This window comes from Deinococcus sp. (genome assembly GCF_018260555.1).
GTDB lineage: Bacteria > Deinococcota > Deinococci > Deinococcales > Deinococcaceae > Deinococcus.
This window is the reverse complement of record NZ_JAGLBB010000007.1, coordinates 39490-61392: the sequence shown is the minus strand read 5'-3', so window position 1 is coordinate 61392 and position 21903 is coordinate 39490. Positions and strand designations below refer to the sequence as shown.

The following is a 21903-nucleotide window of genomic DNA, read 5'->3' as shown; positions in this document are numbered from 1 at the left end:
GGGCGCTGGAGGGCGTGGCCTTCACCTGGGCGCTGCTGCGCGAGCTGGGCGCGGCGGGCTGGGCCGTGCCGCACGGTCGGCCGGGCGTGCTGCGGCCCATCCCGGACGACCGGACGCGGGCGCGCTTCGAGCGGAATCTGCCGCCTGCGCTGCGCTGCGAGTGGTTGGCTCCGGCTAACGCGCCGGAATCCCTGGCGCCCGGCTGGGCGCACGCACTGTACCTGCCGGAAGGTGGCTGGCTGGACGGCGCGGCCCTGACGGACGCGCTGCTGGGCGCGTCGGGCGCGCGGGTCGTGCGGGGGCGGGCGCAGGACTGGACGGCGCGCACGGTCACGCTGGCGGGCGGCGACACCCTGCCAGCCGACGCCGTGGTCTTCTGCGGCGGCTCGCTGGGCAGCGCGTGGCTGGGCGAGGCGGGCACGCACCGCATGGGCACCCTGCTGACCCTGGACCGCGCCGTGACCCGCCGTCCGGTCAGTTTCGGCGCGTACCTCGCCCCGGCGGCAGTGGGCGGGGTGCTGGGCGCGTCCTTCGAGACGCCCGCCCCCACCTGGAGGCCGCCGGGCCTGCCGCTGGGCTCGCTGGGGTGGCTGCTCGGCAAGGGCGCAGCGCTGACCGGGCTGCGTGGCGCGCAGGTCACGGGCCGCTGGACCGGGTCGCGCCTGTCAGAGCTGCGCGCCGGGCCGCAACCCGGCGGATCGTGGCGCCTGAGCGGCCTGAGCAGCAAGGGTTTCCTGGTGGGGCCGCTGCTGGCCCACGCCCTGGCCCGCCAGATCATGACCTCCGCGGAGGAGGCGAACCCGCGCCCAGCCGGATGAAAGGCTGGCAGCGGGGGGCGCGTCACGCGGCGGGTGACGTGACACCGCCCCCATAAGGGTGAAGGGAACTACAAAGGTGCCCTAGACTGTCCGGGTTATGGCGACTTACCGCATCTGTTTGATTGAAGGCGACGGCATCGGCCACGAAGTCATTCCCGCGACCCGCCGCGTGCTGGACGCCGCCGGCTTCAGCGCCGAGTACGTGCACGCCGAGGCCGGGTACGAGTACTTCCTCGATCACGGCACCACCACCCCGCAGGCCACCTACGACGCCGTGGAGAACACGCACGCCACCCTGTTCGGCGCGGCCACCAGCCCCTCCGGCCAGAAACCCGCCGGGTTCTCCGGCGCGATCCGTCACCTGCGCCAGAAGTACGGCCTGTACGCGAACGTGCGTCCCACTAAGACCCGCCCGGTTCCCGGCGCGTACGAGAACGTCGACCTGGTGATCGTCCGTGAGAACACCCAGGGCCTGTACGTGGAACAGGAGCGCCGCTACGGCGACACCGCCATCGCCGACACGGTCATCACCAAGGACGCCAGCGAACGCATCGGCCGGTTCGCCGCCGACCTCGCCATGAAACGCTCCGGCCGCCTGACCGTGGTGCACAAGGCGAACGTGCTGCCCGTCACGCAGGGCCTGTTCCTGAACACCATCCTCGACCACGCCGCGACCGTGAACGGCCTGAACACGGGCACCATGATTGTCGATAACGCCGCCATGCAGCTTGTCCGCAACCCCCGGCAGTTCGACGTGATGGTCATGACCAACATGTTCGGCGACATCCTGAGCGACCTCGCGGCCGGACTGGTCGGCGGTCTCGGCATCGCGGCCAGCGGGAACGTGGGCGACCGGTTCGGCATTTTCGAATCGGTGCACGGCTCGGCCCCCGACATTGCCGGTCAGGGCATCAGCAATCCCACCGCGACCATCCTGGCCGCCGTGCTGATGCTCGACCACATTGGTGACCACGACACGGCGCGCCGCATCGACAAGGCCGTGAACAAGGTCATGGTCGAGGGGCCCCGCACCCGTGATCTCGGCGGCACTGCCGGCACCGAGGAATTCACGAAAGCCGTCATTGCCGCCCTGGAATAACGCGGACTGCGGTTGATTCGCTGGCAACCCGGTAATGTTTCGGGTCGTCAGCTCCACGTCCGGACCCCGCTTCTGATCCCACCCGCTTCGCTCGGTTTGAGTCATACGGATTCCGCTCCATTCCGCCACAGTCGGGAAGACACCGCCTGCGGCTCCATACCGCGAAACCCGTCTGTTGTTCCTACTCGCATCCGCTCGGATTGATTCGGAACTGCACCAAATCAATCGGAATCCGTATCAGAACTGCAGCGAATCAATCGGAATCCGTACTACACGTCCAGCGCGGCTTCGAAGTCGCCCAGCAGGTCGCCGATGTCCTCGATGCCGATGCTCAGGCGCAGCAGGTTCGGCGTGATGCCCAGGCGGCGGCGTTCGGGTTCCGGCAGCGGGCGGTGCGAGGTGCCCCACGGCCAGGACAGCGTGGTGATCACGTCCGCCAGCGACGGCGCGAGCGGAATGCGGCCAGCCAGGGCCCTGACGAAGCGGGGCGCGTCCGCGATGTCCGCGCTGAGCATCCCGCCGAAACCCTGCGGGAACAGGTCCATGGCAAGGTGAAACTGCGGGTGGTCGCTGAGCCCCGGGTGGTACACGGCCCGGACGCGCGGGTGGTTGACCAGCACGTCCGCGACCGCCTGCGCGTTGCCGCTGTGGGCGCGCATGCGCAGGCCCAGGGTCTTAAGTCCCTGCATGGTCATCCAGGCGTCGAAGGCCGAGATGGCGCCGCCCAGGCGCAGCAGACGCGTGCGGGCCAGCGCGACCAGTTCCGGCGAGGCGCACAGCACCCCCCCGAAGGCCGAGGAGTGCCCGCTGAGGTACTTGCTGACCGAGTGCGTCACGAGGTCCGCGCCGTGCTCGGCCGGGCGGAACATGGCCGGACTGGCGAAGGTGTTGTCCACGCTCAGCAGCGCGCCGCGCGCGTGCGCCAGCTGCGCCAGGGCCGGGACGTCCGGTACAGTCAGCAGCGGGTTGGTGAGGCTCTCGACATGCACGGCGCGGGTGTTCGGCCGGAAGGCGTCCTCGACCTCGTTCAGGTCGCAGGCGTCCACGAACGACACCTCGATGCCCAGGCGGGGGAACTCCTCGGCCAGCAGCGCGTACGTCACGCCGTACACGCGGGCGTCCGTGATCACGTGATCCCCGGCCTTCAGCACGCCCAGCAGCGCGGCGCTGATGGCCGCCATGCCACTCGCGGCCACCAGCGCGGCCCCGGTGCCCTCCAGAGTCGCCAGGGCGCGTTCCAGGGTCGCGGCGTTCGGGGTGCCGTTGCGGTAGTAGAAGCTGGCGGGGTCCTGGCCGCTCATGGCGCGGTCCAGGTCGTCCAGGTCCGCGAACGCGTACACGGTGCTCTGGTAGATGGGTTCCACCAGCGCGGCCACACGGTTCGGCCGGGCCTCCTCGCCCGCGCGGGCGGCCAGGGTGGTCAGGTCGTACTTCACGGGCGCCGCAGCGGGCTCGCCGGGAACATCAGGATTGGATGGACTCACGTGCGCATTCTACGGATCAACGCACCCGCGCGGGCCTGCACGCAGGCAGGCAGGCAGGTGAGCGCACGCCCGGTCAGCGACCACGACCGTCAGGATGCCTGGATTCACGATGGAGCACCCGCCCCGCTCCCACTCGCGTCCGCTCGGATTGAACGGTCCTTGCAGCCCATTCAATCGGAGTTCGTATGATACGGATTCCGATTGATTCGCTGCAATTCTGAATCCATCCGAGCGGACGCGAGTGGGAACAGCAGACGGATTGGGCGGTCTGAAGCCGCAGTCCGGATTACTCGGCGCCTGCCCAGAGGCCCTGCTTCTTCAGCGCGGCGACCAGGCCGGGTTCGCGGGCTTCCATGCCGCCGCCCCGCCCGAAGTACATGCTGAGCAGCCGGGTCCAGTCGCCGGGCTGGTCACCGCGCGCCGCGATGGGGTTCATGACCTGCACGGCCTCACGGATTTCCTCGTCGCTGGCTTCATGGTACGAGTCGGTGTGAATGACCAGCGGGCGCGGCACGCGGGGGCGGTAGGGGGCGTTCTCGGCGGGCGTGCCGATGGTCAGCGCGGCAAAGGGCAGCACGCCCTGCGGGAGTCCCAGCTCGTCGATGATGCCCTGAAGGCCGTTCAGGACACCGCCGATCCAGCAGCCCTGGTAGCCGAGCATCTCGGCGGCGGTCAGGAGGTTCGTGCCGGCCATGACGGCGTCCCCGATGCCGAAGTGAACGGCGATGGCGGGCCACTGCCCGGCCTGCTTGCCGCCGACCTCCAGCACGCGCCCCACGCGGCGCACGTCGGCGCACACGACGAACGCCTCGCTGGCCGTGGCGATGTGGGCGTTGGTGGTCAGTTCTGCCAGGCGGGCGCGCAGCCCGGGGCGCGTGATGCGGATCAGCGAGTACAGTTGCGCAGTCGCGTCGGTGGGCGCGCGCTGCGTGGCGTGCAGGATGGCCTCCAGGTGATCGGCAGGCAGGAGCAGCGGCGAGCCGTCGGCTTGGGTCTGGTACTGGCGGACGGTGCGGTGCGCGTCATAGAACGCGGTGACTTCGGCTGGAGTGTAGGTGTTTGAGGGAGCGGTCATGCGGCCAACGATACGCGCCGCGCCGCCCCGGAACGGGAAGTTGGATCACGGCGCGCCTGGATCACGCTGCATCTGGATCACGCTACGCCTGGATCACGCTACGTCTGGATCACGCTGCGCCGCCCGGTCCCACCAGTGGGAGGACCTTAGCGGCTGGCCTGCCATGCGAGCAGGACGGTCAGGACCGCGCCGGCGCCCATGACGGTCAGGGCCTGCACGCGCGTCTTTTTCAGGTACAGCAGGATGCCCAGACCGGTCAACGAGATGACGGTCAGGAACACGGCGCTCAGGTCAATGACCCATTTCCACAGGGAACTGGTATCGCGACCCTTGTGCAGGTCGTTCATGACGGCCACCGCGCCCTGCGCCAGGATGGTCGTCTTGTACCCACCGGTCTGCGTGTCGATGAAGGTCTCGGCGCTGTACCCGGGGGACAGGAACGAGATGCTGGCTTCCTGGCCGTCCACGCGGGGTTCGCTGGCGCGGCCCTTGAGGCCCTGCTGCGCGCGGAGTTCCTCGGCGACGGTCAACCAGTTGACCTCGCGGTTCCTGATCCAGCCGGCCGGGAGGGTGCCAGTCACCGTTTTCGTGGTCTGCTTCGTACCGAACACCCAGTCCGGGTGGTTCAGGGTGATGCCGGTCAGACTGAAGAACAGCACGACCAGCAGGCTGATCATGCTGGTGTACGTGTGCACCCAGCGCAGCCAGACGTTCGTGCGGGCTTTGAGAGAGCGGGACCGGGGCGCGGGCCGGAGCCCCGGCTCAGGCCTTGCTGAAGGAGACACTGGAGTCCTCGATGTCGTTGTTGGTCCCCAGTGTCTTCTTGAACGCGGCGGTGCCCACCGTCACCTTCTCACGCACCAATGAGTACGGACCGTGCTCGCGGGCGGCCTCGATGCACACGTAGTAGTTGCCCTGGGTGGCCATGGCACCCTTGTCGGTCTTGCCGTCCCAGGCAACGGCGTACGTGCCGGGGTTGCGGGTGGCCGAGGACACGGTGGCGACCATGCCGCCGTTCTCGCGGGTCCAGCGGCGCAGTTCTGCCAGCCAGCGTGGGTTCATGCGGGACTGCTGCACCCACACGGTCAGGGTGCGGACGGTGTTCCCGGCTTCGTCCTCGATCCAGATGGCCACGAAGGGCCGTTTGACACGCCCGGTGGCCTTGGTGGCGACCGTGAAGTTGATGTCCAGGGCCATGCCGCTCACCCATTTGTGGGCGGTACTGGCGGCGGCAGCCTGGGCAGGCGCGATGCGGGAGAGGGTCAGGGCGGCGGTGGCGGCGGCCAGGACTCCCAGGAAGCTGCGGCGGCTGCTGGTGGTTGCGACGACGTTGGTGTCGGTATGGTGCGTGCCGGTGTGGTGCGTGTCAGTCATGGTGGACCTCCTTGCGAGCGCATCATGACGCAGCTGTGCTAAGAATCCGTTAACGCCCTGGCCGCGCGCCGCTCAGCGGAACAGGAGACGCCGGCGTCCGGCTGCCTTCCATCCGGCCGTGGCGTGCTGCACGCCCGTGGCGGTGATGATCAGGGCCTCGCAGCCGGGCATGGAGGCTGTCAGGGCCAGTCCAGCCTGCGGCGGCAGCACGCTCAGGATGGTGGCCAGGGCATCGGCGGTCACGCATTCCGGCGCAAGGACCGTCACGCCCGGCACGTCCCGGACCGGGTACCCGCTGCGCGGATCGATCACGTGAGAGTACCATTCGTCGCCCACCCGGTACCCCCGGTGAGAGGAGCCGCTGGTAGCCAGCGCGCCGCTCCGCAGGCGTACGTGCGTCAGGGGGGGCACGTCGTCGCGGGCGGTGAAGGGATTGGCGACCGCCACGTTCACACCGCGGCCCCCGATCACGCGCAGGTCACCCCCGGCGTTCACGAGCACGCTGCGGACCCCCACACAGCGCGAGGCGACGGTGGCGGCGCAGTCCACGATGTACCCCTTGGCCAGGGCGTTCAGGCCGATGGGGTAGCGGGCCAGCAGGGTGCCGCTGCCATCCGGGTGCAGTTCCCACGGTTCGGTGCGCAGGGCGCTGGCCTGCCGCGCCAGCACGGCCGGGGTGGGCGGGTGCCCGCTGAGGCTGGCTTGCTTCCAGAGTTCACCGAAGGCGTCCGCGCCCGGGTGCAGCGCGCCACCACTGAGGCGGTTCCAGTGGTCGGCGAGACGCAGGACGTTCAGCAGGTCCAGGCTCAGGGGCGCGTGCGGCGTGGGCGTGCCCTGCCAGCGGGACAATTCGCTGACCGGGTCAAAGCGGTTGAGAATCAGCGTCAGGCGTTCGATTTCGGTCAGGGCGGCCTGTTCTGCTTCCTGTGCCTGAGCGGCGGTGCCAGCCACGATCTGAAGTTCCACTTCGGTGCCCAGCAGTCGTTCGTAGGTGCTGTGGAGGCGGTGCGGGGGACGCAGGACGTTCAGCAGGGCGGGTGGAATCACGAGCGGTTTCTGACCAAGCTTGTTATGAAGCGGGTTAAAAAATGAGACCCCGCCCCGGCCCGCAGAACGGCCGGCGCCACCACCCCCCGCCACCGGCGACTCACCCGGCCCCGCATCACGCGGGCGGCTGAGTGCTGGCGGAATAGAAGATCAACGCGATCAGCAGGAGATCCAGCGCCCAACCGGCGGGCCGCCGCAGCCGCTCGTCACGGCGGGACCGCAGGAACTGAAGGCCCAGGCGTAGCAGTAGAAGCCCCGCGATCAGGTACGGACTGGGGGCCGGACCGCCAGTGATCAGCGGCCACAGCAGGAGCCCTGCCAGGACTGCCAGCAGCAGGAAACTCGCGGCCATCAGCGAGTCCGGCGCGGGCCGCTGCGGCCCCGGACCACCGGCGCCGGAAGGAGTGGAAGGAGAATCCGTCACCGCCGCATTAAAGCAGACCTGCCCTTCCCGGCTGGGGGGACAGGACTCAACTGTTCAGTCGGCGTTGGCCGGACCGGTCACGGCCGCATCCTGGCTCACGGCTTTCCCGGCAAGCTGTACCTGCGCCGCGTTCGCCTGCTCCACGTTCGCCTGCACCGCGTCCAAACGCGCCGTATCTGCCTGTGCCGGAGTGTCCCCGGCGATGGGGGCCAGGACCAGCACACTGTTTGGAGGCAGGTTCAGGCGCAGGTGCTGCGGTTGTCCGTTCCAGCCTTCCTGATGGGCGCTCAGGTCGGGTTGCTGCGTGCCGAAGCCGCCGTATCCGCCGTCATCGGTGGACATCAGCACGCGGTACTCGCCGCCCACAGGCACGCCCACCGGGTACAGGTCGCGGTACACGGGCGTCAGGTTCGCCACGATCAGACTCCACGCGCCGCCCACCGGATCGCGGCGCACGAAGGCGTACACGCTGTTCTCCGTGTCGTCCGCGCTGATCCACTGCAATCCCTCGTCGCGCGTGTCGGCCACGTGCCAGTCCGGGCGATCCCGGTACAGGCCGTTCAGGTCCCGCACCAGGTGCATCACGCCCCGGTGATCCGGGTGATCCGCGAGGTGCCAGGGCAGGCTCACGTCGTGGTTCCATTCGGTGGGCTGCGCGAACTCCTGTCCCATGAACAGCAGTTTCTTGCCAGGCGTGGCCCACATGAGCGCCAGGAACGCCCGGTACCCGGCGCGCTGCGCGTACCAGTCGCCGGGCATTTTCATGACCATGCTTTTTTTCAGGTGCACGACCTCGTCGTGACTGATGGCCAGGATGTAGTTCTCGGCGGTGCGGTACGCATTGAAGAACGTCAGCGCGTGGTGCTGGTGGCGGCGCCACAGCGGGTCCTCCCCGAAGTAGCGCAGGGTGTCGTTCATCCAGCCCATCGCCCACTTGTAATCGAAGCCCAGACCGTTGGGGCTGGGCGTGGTCACGCCGGGGAACGACGTGCTCTCCTCGGCCACAATCATGCAGCCCGGCACCATGTGATGCACGACCTCGTTCAGGCGTTTCAGGAACGCGATGGCTTCCAGGTTCTCGCGGCCACCGTGCACGTTCGGAACCCACTCGGTGCGCGAGAAATCCAGGTACAGCATGCTCGCCACGGCGTCCACGCGCAGGCCGTCCACATGGAAATCCTGCAACCACTTGAGGGCCGACCCGATCAGGAACATCACGACCTCGTTCCGGCCGTAATCGAAGATGTACGTGTTCCAGTCGTAGTGGAAGCCCTTACGCGGGTCGGCGTACTCGAACAGTGGCGTGCCGTCAAAGCGGCCCAGGCCCGCCGGGTCCGTCGGGAAGTGCCCTGGCACCCAGTCCAGGATCACGCCGATGCCCAGCGCGTGCAGGTGATTTACGAGGTACTTGAAATCCTCCGGGGTGCCCATGCGGCTGGTCGGCGCGTAGTACCCGGTCACCTGATAGCCCCACGACCCGTCGAAGGGGTGCTCCATGACACCCATCAGCTCCACGTGCGTGTACCCCATGAACGTCACGTACTCGCCCAGCCGGTGCGCGACCTCGCGGTAATTCAGGAACCAGCCGTCCTCCCGGCGCGCCCAGGACGGCAGGTGCACCTCGTACATGCTGACCGCCTGTTCCAGTCCCGCGCTGCGCTCCTTCATCCACGTGCCGTCCGTCCAGTCGAAGGGCTGCTCCCACACGACGCTGCCCGTCGCCGGGCGAACCTCGAAGAACGACCCGTACGGGTCCATCTTGTCCTCGGTGCGCCCGTCCGGGCCGGTCACGCGGTACTTGTACCGCTGCCCGTTGCGGGCCGTCGGCACGAAGGCGCCCCAGAACCCGAACTCCAGGCGTTGCATGGGGTGATCAAAGCCGTTGAAGTCGTTAAAATCCCCCACCACGCTCACGTGATGCGCGTTCGGAGCCCACACGGCAAAGCGCACGCCCGGCACTCCGTTCTCTGTGACCGGGTGCGCGCCCAGCAGGTGATCAGGGCGCACCAGATCCGCCGTGACGAGCTTCTGAAGGTAACCATGATCCAGCGGAAGCGCTTCACTCATGCCCCCGAGTGTAGCCGCGCCCCCCACCCTCCCCGCCCGCAGGGGGCGAACATGAAGAAACGGTCAGAGCGTGCCGGGGCGGCATGTGCGGCGCTTGAGGCGGAACATGCCACGTATGCTGCCCCGTCCCACACGGAGTCCAAATGTGTCGTTCATGACTCGCAAGACCACCGGGCTGCCAACTCCACGCCCGCTCCCCGCCCCCCCTGCCGTTACACCTTGACGATCCAGCCCTCGGGCGCGGGGCGATCGCCGTACTGGATGCCGACGAGTTCGTCGTACAGGCGGCGGGTGACGGGGCCGACCTCGGTTTCGCTGTGGAACACGTGGAAGGTGTCGCCGTGCTGGATGCCGCCGATGGGCGTGATGACGGCGGCGGTGCCGCACGCGCCGGCCTCGGCGTACCCGTCCAGGCGGTCGATGAACACGTCGCCCTCGACGACGTTCAGGGCCAGGCGGTGTTCGGCCAGGTGCAGGAGGCTGTACTTGGTGATGCTGGGCAGGATGCTGGGGGATTTGGGCGTGATAAACGTCTGGCTGTCACGGGTGATGGCGAAGAAGTTCGCGGCGCCGACTTCCTCGATCCTGGTGTGGGTGGCGGGGTCGAGGTAGATGGCGTCCGCGAAGTGGCGGTCCTGGGCCTGCGCGCCGGGCAGGAGGCTGGCGGCGTAGTTCCCGCCGACCTTGGCGGCCCCCGTGCCGTGCGGCGCGGCGCGGTCCATGCCGGACGTGATGAAGTTGTGGGGGGTCAGGCCGCCTTTGAAGTACGCGCCGACGGGAATGGCGAACACTCCGAAGATGTATTCCGGGGCGGCGCGCACGCCGATGTTGTCGCCCACGCCGATCACGTAGGGGCGCAGGTACAGCGCGCCGCCCGTGCCGTAGGGAGGAATCCAGTGTTCGTTGGCCTGCACAACCTGACGGCAGGCGTCGATGAACTGTTCGGTGCTGACTTCGGGCATCAGGACGCGGCGGCAACTGGCCTGCATGCGCGCGGCGTTCTGATCGGGGCGGAACAGGTTGATGCTGCCGTCGGCGGCGCGGTACGCTTTGAGGCCCTCGAAGCACTGCTGCCCGTAGTGCAGGGCGGTGCTGCCCTCACTGATGTGCAGGACGTTATCCAGGGTCAGGCTGCCCTGATCCCACGCGCCGTCACGCCAGTGCGAGAGGTAGCGTTCGTCGGTGCGGATGTAACTGAAGCCCAGCGTGTTCCAGTCGAGGTCCACGGGCGGGCGGGAGGTCCGGGTGGTCATGCCGTCCATTGTGGCCCAGTCGTGCCTCACCGGTCTATTGCCCGTTCTATTGCCCGTTGCGGATGGCGGAACATCGCCCACCCCTCTCCATCAACGTTCCGCCATTCACATCCCGCCATCATCCTGCCGGTACGTTCAGCCTCTCAGCACGTTGCGGCGGAAGCGTTCGAGGATGGCCAGTCCGACCTCGCCGCTTTTCTCCGGGTGGAACTGCGTGGCGTGCAGGTTGCCGTGGCTCAGCGCGGCCCAGAAGGGCACGCCGTACTCGGTGAGTGCCCCGGCATCGACCTCGACGGTCAGGGGCACGTAGTACGAGTGCACGAAGTACGCGTACGCGGGGCAGGCGAGGTCAGCCAGCAGGGGGCTGTCCCCGACCTTATCCAGGCTGTTCCAGCCCATCTGCGGCACCTTGCGCTGCGGGTCGCTGGGGAAGCGCAGCACGGTGCCGGGAATCAGGCCCAGACCCTGGACGCCCGGCGCTTCCTCGCTGCGTTCGAGGAGCATCTGCATGCCCACGCAGATGCCCAGGATGGGCGTGCCGGTGCGGGCGGCGTCCAGGACGGGCTGGCGAAAGCCGCCGCTGTCGAAGGCGTTCATGACCTGCCGGAAGTGGCCCTGACCGGGCACCACCAGGGCGCGCGCGCCGGGCACGTCGGCGGGGTCGCTGCTGACGCGCACGGTCATGCCCGCGCGTTCCAGGGCCTTGGCGGCGCTGCGGACGTTCCCGGCGCCGTAATCGAGCAGCAGGACTTCCGGGCGTTCGGGCGTGGGGGCCGTCACAGGCTGCCCTTGGTGCTGGGCATCGCCTGCGAGGTGACCTGCACGGCGTCGCGCAGGGCGCGGGCCACGGCTTTCACGGTCGCCTCGATGACGTGGTGGGCCTCGCGGCCTGCGAGCAGCCGGACGTGCATCGTGACGCCCGCGTGGTTGCACAGGCCGCGCAGGAATTCGCGCAGGTGGTAGTGGGTCATGCCGCCGGCGTCGCCCCAGACGTTCAGGGTCTCGGGTTCGAAGGCGAGGTGTGCGCGGCCCGACAGGTCCAGCACGACGTGTGCCAGGGTCTCGTCCATGGGGACGAAGGCGCTGCCGTAACGTTCGATACCCCGGCGGTCCCCGAGTGCCTGCGAGAGCGCTTGCCCCAGCGTGATGCCGGTGTCCTCGATCAGGTGGTGGGGTTCGATGTGCAGGTCGCCGGTCGCGCGGACGCTCAGGCCGATGCGGGCGTGGCGGGCCAGTGCGTCGAGCATGTGATCCAGGAACCCGTGCCCGGTCTGCGGGTGCTGGTAGGTGGTGGTGTCCAGGTCCAGCGTGACGGTGATGTCGGTTTCGCTGGTGGTTCGGGTAACGGTGGCCGCGCGACTCATACCACGCATGGTAGAGGGCGCGGCAGGTCAGGAGTGTGGCGTGGATGGAACCGGGGGGCGCTGGGCGGTCTGCGGCAGGTCGTGGGCTGGTTGCCCTGCTCACCGGGACCGGGGAACGGACCGTCGGTCATTCTGTCTTGACCGTAATTCGATTCTGTTATAGACTAAATACATGAAACTGAGCGATGTCCAGAAACGACTCCAGTCCCCGTTTCCCGCTCACATGGTGGCGTGGAAAGCCGTCGCCATCAGCAAGGATCGCAGCCGCGCACTGCTCCTGGCCCACATCGACGCCCGCGCCGTTCAGGACCGCCTGGACGCCATCTGCCCGGACGACTGGGCATTCAGTGTAGAAGTCGTGCCCGGCGCGCCCGTTCCCACCGTCAAGGGCCGCCTGACCGTCCTGGGCGTCAGTCGTGAGGACATCGGACAGGCCCCGGACGGCGACCTGAGCAGCCTGAAAGCCGCCGCCAGCGACGCCCTGAAACGCTGCGCCGTGCATTTTGGCATCGGCCGCTACCTGTACGACCTGCCCCGCACCTGGGGCGACTGGGACGACACGAAACGCCAACCCACCCACACCCCGGAACTGCCGGACTGGGCGCGCCCCGACCATGAACGCACGCCCGGCGGCGCGCACCTGATGCAGGCCATGGACCAGTTGCGCTACGAACTCCCCGAGGACCTCGAACTTCAGCGCGAGGTGTACCGCCACCTGAAAGCCGCGCTGGGCAGCCTGCACCCCACCCCCCACGACCCACCCCAGAGCCAGCCCGGCAACCAAGCCGGCCCCCACGCCGGACGGGCCGCGTGACCCCCGGCACCGGCCCCCGCCGGGAGGCAGTGGTCCGCCCGGCCCCCCAGCAACTGCTGGGCGTGACCCTGGCCCTGCTGCTGCTGATGCTGCTCGGCGGCACCCTCGCCCGCCTGCTGTAGGCACTTCACCCGAACGAACTGCCGTCTGTTTCACTGGCAACCCGGAACATCACCGGGTTGCCAATTTCACGTCCGGAACCCGTTTCTCTCCCACTCGCATCCACTCGGATTGATGCGGAATTGCACCTAATCAATCGGAACTTGTATTACTCGCCCCGTTTCCGGGTGCCTTTCATGGGGGCGTGCGTCCAGGGATCGTCGGGCCAGGGGTGCTTGGGGTACCGGCCGCGCAGGTCCTTACGCACCTCGAAGTAAGAGGAATTCCAGAAGGAACGCAGGTCCTGCGTGACCTGCACGGGCCGCCCCGCCGGGGACAGCAGGTGCAGCAGCACGGGCGTGCGGCCCCCGTTCACGGCGGGCGTGTCGGCCAGCCCGAACAATTCCTGCAACTTCACGGCCAGGATGGGCGCCTCGCCGGGCCGGTACGTCAGGCGCACGCGGGTGCCGGTCGGGACGGTCAGGTGCGTGGGGGCGAGTTCGTCCAGCCGGGCCGGGAGCGGCCACGGCAGCCGCGTCTGCACGGCCGGCAGCAGGTTCAGGCGGCCCAGGTCCTCCCGCGAGCGGGCCGCGCCCAGCTGCGGTCCCAACCAGTCCTCCAGGGTGTCGAGCAGCCCCGCGTCACTGAGGTCCGGCCAGTCGGTCTCGTCCGGCCGCCACGCCCGGACGGACCCCACGCGGTCACGGAGTGCCTGCGCCTCGGCGCTGAAGGTCAGCAGGTGCAGTCCCCCCTCTCGGATCGCCCCGGCCAGCGCGTCCAGTCGCGCCCGGGCCGGAACGTCCCGCAGGGGACGGGAGTCGAGGAGCAGCGCCCCGAAACGCCGCTCGCGCTGCGCGACCAGCGTGCCGCTGCGGGCGTCCCAGCGCACCGCGTCCACCCACGCGGCCGCCACGTCCAGCGCGGCCGGGTCCAGGGGCGCCGCCAGGAAGATGCGGCCCTCGGCCTGCGCGGCACTCGTGGGGGCGGCGTCCAGGTGCGCGACCGCCAGCGCCGGCGCGCCTGCCAGAGCGTCCCCTTCCGGCAGGGCCACCCCCTGCCCGCCCGCCAGCAGGAACCGCCCCCGGCGCAGGCCGCTGGTCTCCTCGCGGGCCAGCGCGGCGCGTTCCGGGTACGCCCGCAGGACCAGCGCCCCCACCGCGAACCCGTCCGGGGCCGAGTCGTCCGGCCGGACCTTGAGAAGCGTGCGCCACTGCCGGGACAGCCGCTCGGCCCGCTCCAGCACGGTCACGTCGCCGGGCGTGCGCCCACCGCCACGCCACGCACGCAGGGCCGCCACACGGTCCGTGAGGTCCGCACCGGACCCCGGTGGGAGCGGGTCACGTTCCTCCAGCAGGGCCGCCACGTCTGCGGCCAGCGCCGGGTCGCCCGGCGAGGTCAGCAGGTGCGCCAGGCGCGGATGCGTCGGGAAGTCCAGCAGCCGCGCGCCCTCCGGTGTCACGCGGCCCGACCCGTCCAGGGCGCCCAGGTCCCGCAGCACACCCCGCGCCGTCTCGATACGCCGGGCCGGGGGTACGTCCAGCCAGTGCAGGTCCGCCGGGTCCGGTACGCCCCACTGCGCGAGTTCCAGCGTCAGCGGCGCGAGGTCCGCCTCCATGACCTCCGGCGGGCGCGCGGCCGGCAGGAGCGGCTGCGTCCGCTCGCTCCACAACCGGAACGCCACGCCCGGCGCGGTGCGACCCGCGCGGCCCGCCCGCTGCGCCGCCGCGTCCCGCGTGACCCGGCCCGTCACCATCCGCGACAGCCCGCTGGCCGGATCGAACGCCTGCGTGCGGCTCAGGCCTCCGTCCACCACCACCCGCACCCCGTCGATGGTCAGCGACGTCTCCGCGATGCTGGTCGCCAGCACCACCTTGCGCCGCCCACCCGGATCGGGCCGCAGCGCCCGCGCCTGCTCACGCACCGGCAGGTCCCCGTACAGCGGCAGCACGGCGGCGTCCACGTCCGAGAGCGCCGCCGCCGCTGCGCGGATCTCCCGCACGCCCGGCAGGAACGCCAGCACGTCCCCCGGCTCCGATTCCAGCGCCAGCCGCACCTGCCGCGCCACGAGGTCCTCCACGCGCCCCACCGGGTCTAAGGGCAGGTAGCGAACCTCGACCGGGAACGCCCGCCCCGCACTCTCGATCAGCGGCGCCCCCAGCCGCCCCGGCAGCCCCGGATCCAGCGTGGCACTCATCACCAGCACCCGCAGGTCATCCCGCAGCGCCCCCTGCACCTCCCGCAGGAGCGCCAGCGCCAGATCCGCGTTCAGGCTCCGCTCGTGAAACTCATCCAGAATCACCAGCCCCACCCCCGACAACTCCGGATCCCGCTGAAGCCGCCGCGTCAGGATGCCCTCCGTCACGACCTCCAACCGCGTCGCCGCCGACACCCGCGAATCGAAGCGCACCCGGTACCCGACCGTCCCACCGACCTCCTCACCCAGCCCCTCCGCCAGCCGCGCCGCCACCGCCCGCGCCGCCACCCGCCGAGGCTGCAGCATCACGATCCCACGCCCCGCCAACCACGGCTCGCCCAGTAACTCGAGCGGCAACCCCGTACTCTTCCCCGCCCCCGGAGGCGCCTGCACCACAACCAACGAATGCGCCGCCAGCGCCCCACGCACCGCAGGCACCACCTCCGCAATCGGCAACACGAAAGAACTCACACCCCCGATGGTACGCGCCGCAGGGGCGCGGAGAGTGGGAAGGGCGGCTGCCGCGCAGCGGAACACAGCTGCTTCGCAGGCGACCCCTCAGTCAGCTTCGCTGACAGCTCCCCTCAAGGGGAGCCTTGAAAGGCGACCGTCATCGCCACGAGGCCCGTCGTGCGCGCAGCGCGCGGGGCGAACGCAGCGGGCGCGGAGGATGGCGTGTGAGGCGTGGCCGTCCCCGCCCAATCCCCACCACGAACGCCCGCGAAATACCTGCCCAGTGCCAACGCTGGCTCCCCCGTCCCCCCTGGGGATGGGGGCTGGGGGGTGGGGCAGCCCGCCGCAGGCGCCCACCTACAACCCCAGCACATCCCGCAGATCACCGAGAACCGCATCTGGAACCTCGCCCTGAAGCGGGTGCGTGGTGGGGAGCCACGCGGCGCGCAGCCCCACCGCCGGCGCCGTCACCTGATTTCCACCGGCGCGCCCATCAACGCGGTCCAGGGCGCACGCTCACGTCCGGCAGGGTCGCGTCACGCGGGGCGTTCAGCACGAACTCGATGGTGGCCGCCACCGAATCCGGATCGATGAACGCCTCCGGCGTGTACGCCGCGCCCTCCTGGGAGCGCACCTTCGCCTGCATGGGCGTCGCCGTGCGGCCCGGGTACACGCTCGACACGCGCACCCCACGCTCAGCCTCCTCCTCCCGCAGGGCGTCTGCCAGGGCTTTCAGGGCGAACTTGCTGGCCGAGTAACTGCCCCACCCCGCGTTCGCGCGCAGGCCCGCGCCGCTGTTCACGAACACCACCGACCCCCGCTCCGAACGCACGCGCGGCAGAAGCAACCGCGTCAACTCCGCCGGGGCGACCACATTCACCGCCAGCGTGTGAGACCACACCGCGTGCCCCTGCGCCCCCACCGCGCCCAGCTCCACCACGCCCGCGTTATGCACCACGTTCGACACGCGCCCCAATCCCGCCAGCGCCTCCTCGAACGACTCCGGGCGGGTCAGGTCCAGCACCAGCGCCGCGCCTCCCACCTCCGCACACAGGGCCTCCAACGCCCCCACATTCCGCCCCGACAGGATCAGGTCCTGCGAAGACGCCAACCGCCGCGCCAACGCCGCCCCAATCCCACCCGCAGCTCCCGTCACCAACGTCACCGGCCGAACGACACTCATGCCCAGATGGTACGGGAGTGGGAAGCAGCGGGATGCGGGAAGGGCAACCCCCTGCCTCGCAGGACCCCTCTGCTCCGCAGCTGTACCAGCCAGTCAGCCTCGCTGACAGCTTCCCTCAAGGGGAGCCTAAACAACATGCTGACGCGGCCGTCACGGCAACCAAGCCCGTCGTGCGCGAAGCGCGCGGGGCGCACGCGGCGAAGTCGGAGGATGGCGTGTGAGGCGTGGCCGTCCCCGCCCGATTCTCACCCCGAACGCCAGAGAAATACCTGCCCAGTGCCAACGAAAGCCCCCCCGTCCCCCCTGGGGATGGGGGCTGGGGGGTGGGGAGGCCCGCCGCGAGGCACCCACCTACCGCCCAAGCCCCCGGTAGTACGCCACGACCCCCGCCGCGATGGCCTGAGCAATCCGTTCTTGTCCGGCCGGGCTGTTTAGCACGCGCAGGTTGCCGGGGTCGGTCAGGTACCCGGTTTCGATCAGGACGCTGGGTTGGCTGGTGGGTCGGGTGAGGGCGAGGTCCGCGCCGGGTTTCAGTCCGGCGCCGGGGCCGAGGTCCGGGAGCCCGGCGCGCAGGGCGTCCAGGAGGGCGGCGGCGAGGGGTTGAGCCTGTGGGTGGGTGAAGTAGATCTCGGGGCCGCGGACGCCGCGCGGGTCGCGGCCGTCGGGGAGGGCGTTGGCGTGGATGCTGATGAGGAGGTCGCTGTCGGTGTCGTGGGCGAGCTGGCCGCGGTCGTACAGGCCGACGGTGGTGTCGGTGGTGCGGGTGAGGTGGATGGTGGCGCCCTGGGCGCGCAGGAGTTCGGCGGCGCGCAGGGTGATGGGCAGCACGAGGTCTTTTTCGGGGGTGCCGAGGCTGCCGGCGCCGCCGTTCTGGGTGCCGCCGTGGCCGGGGTCGAGGGTGATGGCGCGGCCTTGCAGAGGCTGGGCGGGGTTGGGGGTGGGGGGCGTACGGACACCGAGGCGCAGGTGAGGGCCGTCGTAATCGGCGGTAAAACCCCAGGCGGGGGCGGCGAGTGTCAGGGTGAGGCGGGTGGTGTCGGCGGTGGTGTGCAGCTGGGTGTAGGTCAGCAGGGGGTGGGGGGCGGGCGGGGTGAGCGGCGTGAGGCTCGGGCCGAACAGGGTGAGGACGAGGGTGCGTGGGTCGGTCTGTTCGAGGGTGAAGGGCGGACGGGCGGGGCCGGTGGGGATCAGGAGCGTCAGGTCGCTGCTGCCGGGGGCGGGGGCCGGTACGGTTGGTGATGGCGGCGCTGGGGAATCGCTGGGGGTGGGGAGGCCGGGCAGCGCGGGCACGGGGGAGGCGGCGGGTTCCGGGGCGGGTGGGCTGATCAGGGCAGACGGCGGTGCGTCCAGGCGGACAGTTCCGCCGGTCCAGGGGAAGGGGGCGGTGCCGGGGGCACCCAGGTCGAGTTGCGTGGCGGTGATCAGGGCGCTCTGGCCGCCCGTCAGGCGGACGCGCAGATCGCCTTCCTGCCGGCCGACGACCGTGAAGGTCATGCCGGTGCGGGGGTACAGCAGGGGCTCGCCGGTCAGGGTGGTCAGGACGGTGCTGCTGGCGTTCAGGCTGGGGCCCGGCACCTGTCCGGGACGCTGCGAGCCGCTGCGGGCGCCGCCGCTCTGCACGGTGACGTGGCCGGGGGCGGTGGCGGTCACGGTGCGGCCGTCGGGGCCGGTCAGGGCGACGGTCAGGGGGGCGCTGGCCTGGGAGGTGGGGGGAACGCTCAGGTCGGTGCGGTACGTGCCGGGGGGTCCCTCGCGCAGCGGGGTGGGCGCGCCGCTGCCCAGGCGGACGCTGGCACGAGCTCCGGCGCTGCCCTGCACGCTGACGGGAACGCGGCGTTCGGTGGGCGTGTCGCCGGTCGCGTCCCAGAATTCGACCGGCTGGGCGGGCGTCACGCTGCCGGGCAGAATGCGGGTGGGCCGGGTGGGCAGGATGGGCGCGGCGACGCGCGTGACGCGCAGGGTGCGGCCCGTCACGCGGCTCCCCTGCCGGGCAGTCAGGGTGAGGGTGTTCACGCCGGGTTTCAGCGGCCACCACTCCATGAACAGGCCGTCGGGGCCGGTGGGAACGGCGCGCCCGGACACGCTGAGGCTGGAGCCGGGGGGTACGTGCCCCTGCAAGATCACGTTGGCGTGCGCGACCCGGTGGCCTTCCGGGGGGTACGAGACGAACACGCCACTGGCGTGCGTGGCGCCGGACGGGGCGCAGAGCAGGGCCAGTCCGGTCAGGGCGGCCAGGGCAGAGGAAGCGCGCATGCCCCAGGGTGTAGCACGCCGGGCTTGTAGCACGCCGGGCGCGGGCGTCCGTGTGCGGGGGCCACAGGTGGCGTGGAAGGAGGCTGCGCGCACTCATGATCCAGACGGCCGCCCGTTTCGTTGACCACTCATACGGATTCCGATTGATTCGGTGCAGTTCTGAATCAATCTGAGCGAATGGGAGTGGGAACAAGATACGGATTTCGGGGTATGGAGCCCCAGGCGGCGTTTTTTCGACTGTGGCGCAGTGGTGCGCAGTCCGTATCAGGGCAGGTCGGGCGGCTCCTGCTCTCTCCGGTCAGCTCCATCCGACCGTGATCTGGGGGACCTGTGCTGTCATCCACTGCTCGTCATGACCCGCACGGCGGGCAGTCAGGCGACCGCGTCACGCCCGGGCCTCAGCGTAAATGTTCTGCGGGCGCTGCGGGTCCCTGGACGCCCTGCGGCGCTGAACCCCCTGCTGGCAGCCTACCGGTCTGGCGTGCCCCGCTGCCGCGCGGCGCGTACCCGCCCGAACACATCTTTCAGGAGGCGGGCGGCCTCGTGGGCACGGACGCCGCCCGTGACGGCCGGAACGTGCCCCCAGTGAGCAGCGAGGAGGTCAGTGACGCCCCCCAGCGCGCCCGCCCTGGGATTCGCGGCGCCGTACACGACGTGCCCGACGCGCGCTTCGAGGGCCGCGCCGAGGCACATGGGGCAGGGTTCGAGCGTGACGACCAGCGTGCACCCGCTCAGGTACGGGGTGCCGAGGGTGCGGGCGGCGTCCCTCAGGGCGGCCAGTTCGGCGTGGCGGGTCATGTCGCCGTGCTCGCGGCTGGTGTTGCGGCCCCGCCCGACCACCTGACCGCCGGGGCCGAGGACCACCGCGCCGACCGGGACTTCCTGCGCGCGGGCGGCGTCGCGCGCCTGTGCCAGGGCCTGGCCCATCGCGGCGTGCAGCGGGTCCGCGGGCTGGGCGGCCGCCTCGCGCGCACCGACCGCCCAGATGGGCGGCTCAAGGCCCACCCACTGCACGCCCCGGTCAGAGGCAAGTAGCGGCACGCGGTCCCGGTCGGCGCGGGGCACGTGCCGGTCGGTCAGCACGTCACTGAGTGCGCGCGTGCCGCCGGGCAGCTTCACGCGGTCCCCGGCGCGGCGCGTGCGGAGTTCCCAGCCGGGCGGAAGGAGAAAATCGGGTTCCGGCCAGTTCTGCGGCGCCGTGTGCAGTTGCCCGCCCGTGACGGTCACGTTGCGCCCGCCGGGCAGGGTGACGTGCGCCGTCTCCCCTGCCCGCAGCGCCCCGGCCAGCCGTTCCAGGTGCGGGGCGTGAAAGTCCAGTCCGGCGCGGCGCAACTCGGCGCGCACCCAGCGGCGCAGCACGGCTGGCGGGGCGCTGCGGCGCGGGGCGTGCCGGGTCAGGTGGGCGGCCTGTTCGCTCAGGGCGTCGTCGTCCTCGGCCTGCATGCGGGCCACGCGGGCCAGCGTCTGCTCGGCGGCCGGGTAGCGGGCGCTCAGGACCGGCATGACCTCCCGGCGAATCCAGGCGCGGGTGAACGCGGGGTCGGTGTTCGTGGGGTCCTCGCGCCAGGCTTGACCGCGCGCGCGCAGGAACGCTTCGATGTCTGCGCGTGGCACGTCCAGCCAGGGGCGGCGCAGCGGCCCGCGCGCGGCGGGAATGCCGTGCAGCACTGCCTCGCCTCGCAGCAGGGCGGCCAGGACCGTCTCGGCCTGATCGCGCCGCGTGTGCGCTGTCAGGATCACCTGCGCCGCGTGCGCCCTGGCCGCGCGGGTCAGGAAATCGTAGCGCAGGCGGCGGGCGGCGTCCTCGGTGTTCCAGCCGCGCCGCGCCGCGACCGCTGCCACGTCCACCCGCCCCCCCGCAAACGGCACGCCCAGCTGCGCCGCGAGTGCCTGCACCCACGCGGCGTCCCCTGCCGAGTCAGTGCGCAGCGCGTGATCCAGGTGCGCCGCGACCGGCCGCGCCTCCACCAGCAGCAGGCAGCGCAGCAGCGCCACGCTGTCCGCGCCGCCCGACACGCCCACCACGACCACCTGCCCCGCAAACGGCCGCAGGGGCCGCAGGAGGGAATCAGCGACGTCCGGCACCGGCGCATTGTAGAGCAGTTCCCCGAATCACGGCGTCAGGAAAACCGCCTCCCGACGCCCCTCTTCCCCGTGCTGCTCGGTCAAATCCACTCGCTCGGCTCGCCCGTGAAGAAAGGTTCCCCAGGGCCGCTGCTGGAGGACGGCGCGTAGAATCGGGCGCATGAGCCTTCAAGTCGGCCAGCCCGCCCCGGACTTCACGCGCCGCACCGACGACGGCCGCCGCGTGTCCCTGCAGGAGCGGCGCGGCCAGTGGACCGTGCTGTACTTCTACCCGCGCGCCAGCAGCGCCGGATGCAGCATCGAAGCGCAGCGGTTCGAGGCGGCACTGCCGGAATTCGAACGACACGGCGCGCAGGTGATCGGCGTGAGCACCGACACCGAAGCCCGGCAGGCCCGCTTCCGCGACACCTGCTCCCTGACGTTCCCCATGATTCCCGACAGCGACCGCAGCCTCGCCAGGGCGTACGGCGTGATCGGCGGCCTGAACCGCCTGCTCGGAATGACCGACCGCGCCACTTTCCTGATCGACCCGCACGGCACCGTCACCTGGATTCACCGCAGCGCCAACCCCATGACGCACGTCACGGGCGCCCTGAAAGAACTGGAAGCCGCCCCAAACACCAGCGTAGCCACCAGCGGCTAAGTACCTTGAAGCTAACATTGCGCCCTGCCGGAAAAGCGCCGGAACCTCTCCATTCCCGCTCCAACGTACTTTCTTCTGCTACGCGCTCCGCGCGGTTTATCGACAAGATAAACGCAGTGTACTTAAACAGGGCGGGCCGCTCCTGGCACGGGGCGGCCCGACTCGTACCATACG

Annotated in this window: 19 protein-coding genes; 5 read left to right on the top strand and 14 right to left on the bottom strand. The window is 70.5% G+C overall.

Annotation, left to right across the window (positions count from 1 at the left end; all coding sequences use genetic code 11):
* Both QZ271_RS02785 and QZ271_RS02780 read left to right on the top strand, forming a co-directional pair.
* The coding region (locus QZ271_RS02785) for an FAD-dependent oxidoreductase (RefSeq protein ID WP_291428760.1) at positions 1-818 on the top strand (818 nt) is incomplete at its 5' end.
* A 97-nt stretch (positions 819-915) separates the two neighbouring features.
* Positions 916-1917, top strand: coding sequence for an isocitrate/isopropylmalate dehydrogenase family protein (locus QZ271_RS02780; protein WP_291428758.1), 1002 nt, complete (start codon positions 916-918; stop codon positions 1915-1917).
* Positions 1918-2186: 269 nt separating this feature from the next.
* Here QZ271_RS02780 and QZ271_RS02775 read toward each other — a convergent pair whose 3' ends face one another.
* From QZ271_RS02775 to hisB, 10 genes are all read right to left on the bottom strand, one after another.
* Entirely contained in the window at positions 2187-3401 is a 1215-nt protein-coding gene (locus tag QZ271_RS02775) for an aminotransferase class I/II-fold pyridoxal phosphate-dependent enzyme (RefSeq protein ID WP_291428755.1), read from the bottom strand.
* Between the two features lie 286 nt (positions 3402-3687).
* Entirely contained in the window at positions 3688-4476 is a 789-nt protein-coding gene (locus tag QZ271_RS02770; protein WP_291428754.1) for a nitroreductase family protein, read from the bottom strand.
* 146 nt (positions 4477-4622) lie between these two features.
* On the bottom strand, positions 4623-5261 hold the full coding sequence (locus QZ271_RS02765) for a PepSY-associated TM helix domain-containing protein (protein WP_291428753.1): 639 nt from the start codon (positions 5259-5261) through the stop codon (positions 4623-4625).
* Entirely contained in the window at positions 5239-5850 is a 612-nt protein-coding gene (locus QZ271_RS02760) for a DUF2271 domain-containing protein (RefSeq protein ID WP_291428752.1), read from the bottom strand. The genes QZ271_RS02765 and QZ271_RS02760 overlap by 23 nt, the downstream gene beginning before the upstream one ends.
* 72 nt (positions 5851-5922) lie before the next feature.
* Positions 5923-6897: an FAD:protein FMN transferase gene (locus tag QZ271_RS02755; protein WP_291428751.1), complete on the bottom strand. Its 975-nt coding sequence runs from the start codon at positions 6895-6897 to the stop codon at positions 5923-5925.
* A gap of 115 nt (positions 6898-7012) precedes the next feature.
* On the bottom strand, positions 7013-7321 hold the full coding sequence (locus QZ271_RS02750) for a hypothetical protein (RefSeq protein ID WP_367114292.1): 309 nt from the start codon (positions 7319-7321) through the stop codon (positions 7013-7015).
* 54 nt (positions 7322-7375) lie between these two features.
* The gene (locus tag QZ271_RS02745; RefSeq protein ID WP_291428749.1) at positions 7376-9388 is read right to left on the bottom strand and encodes a 1,4-alpha-glucan branching enzyme; all 2013 of its coding nucleotides are present in this window, start codon (positions 9386-9388) and stop codon (positions 7376-7378) included.
* Positions 9389-9600: 212 nt separating this feature from the next.
* Positions 9601-10641: a branched-chain amino acid aminotransferase gene (locus QZ271_RS02740; protein WP_291428747.1), complete on the bottom strand. Its 1041-nt coding sequence runs from the start codon at positions 10639-10641 to the stop codon at positions 9601-9603.
* A 135-nt stretch (positions 10642-10776) separates the two neighbouring features.
* Complete coding sequence (hisH, locus tag QZ271_RS02735) at positions 10777-11421, bottom strand: imidazole glycerol phosphate synthase subunit HisH (protein WP_291428745.1); 645 nt, start codon at positions 11419-11421, stop codon at positions 10777-10779.
* Positions 11418-12005 (bottom strand): imidazoleglycerol-phosphate dehydratase HisB, encoded by a 588-nt coding sequence (gene hisB / locus QZ271_RS02730; protein WP_291428742.1) that lies wholly within the window; start codon positions 12003-12005, stop codon positions 11418-11420. The genes hisH and hisB overlap by 4 nt, the downstream gene beginning before the upstream one ends.
* A gap of 172 nt (positions 12006-12177) precedes the next feature.
* Here hisB and QZ271_RS02725 point away from each other — a divergent pair, with 172 nt between their 5' ends.
* Both QZ271_RS02725 and QZ271_RS02720 read left to right on the top strand, forming a co-directional pair.
* A complete protein-coding gene (locus tag QZ271_RS02725; protein WP_291428740.1) occupies positions 12178-12819 on the top strand; it encodes a Rad52/Rad22 family DNA repair protein in 642 nt (213 codons plus the stop codon).
* Positions 12816-12941 carry a hypothetical protein gene (locus QZ271_RS02720; RefSeq protein ID WP_291428738.1) on the top strand — a complete coding sequence of 42 codons (126 nt, stop codon included), beginning with the start codon at positions 12816-12818 and terminating at the stop codon, positions 12939-12941. Before QZ271_RS02725 ends, QZ271_RS02720 begins: the two co-directional genes overlap by 4 nt.
* A gap of 146 nt (positions 12942-13087) precedes the next feature.
* Here the strand turns inward: QZ271_RS02720 and hrpB are convergent, their stop codons facing one another.
* From hrpB to tilS, 4 genes are all read right to left on the bottom strand, one after another.
* A complete protein-coding gene (hrpB, locus tag QZ271_RS02715; RefSeq protein ID WP_291428736.1) occupies positions 13088-15583 on the bottom strand; it encodes an ATP-dependent helicase HrpB in 2496 nt (831 codons plus the stop codon).
* 475 nt (positions 15584-16058) lie between these two features.
* Positions 16059-16748 (bottom strand): SDR family oxidoreductase, encoded by a 690-nt coding sequence (locus QZ271_RS02710; protein ID WP_291428735.1) that lies wholly within the window; start codon positions 16746-16748, stop codon positions 16059-16061.
* A gap of 351 nt (positions 16749-17099) precedes the next feature.
* Entirely contained in the window at positions 17100-19001 is a 1902-nt protein-coding gene (locus tag QZ271_RS02705) for an N-acetylmuramoyl-L-alanine amidase (protein ID WP_291428733.1), read from the bottom strand.
* A gap of 468 nt (positions 19002-19469) precedes the next feature.
* A complete protein-coding gene (gene tilS, locus QZ271_RS02700) occupies positions 19470-21086 on the bottom strand; it encodes a tRNA lysidine(34) synthetase TilS (RefSeq protein WP_291428731.1) in 1617 nt (538 codons plus the stop codon).
* 160 nt (positions 21087-21246) lie between these two features.
* Between tilS and QZ271_RS02695 the strand changes: the two genes are divergently transcribed.
* Positions 21247-21729 (top strand): peroxiredoxin, encoded by a 483-nt coding sequence (locus tag QZ271_RS02695; protein WP_291428729.1) that lies wholly within the window; start codon positions 21247-21249, stop codon positions 21727-21729.
* Positions 21730-21903 lie beyond the last annotated feature (174 nt).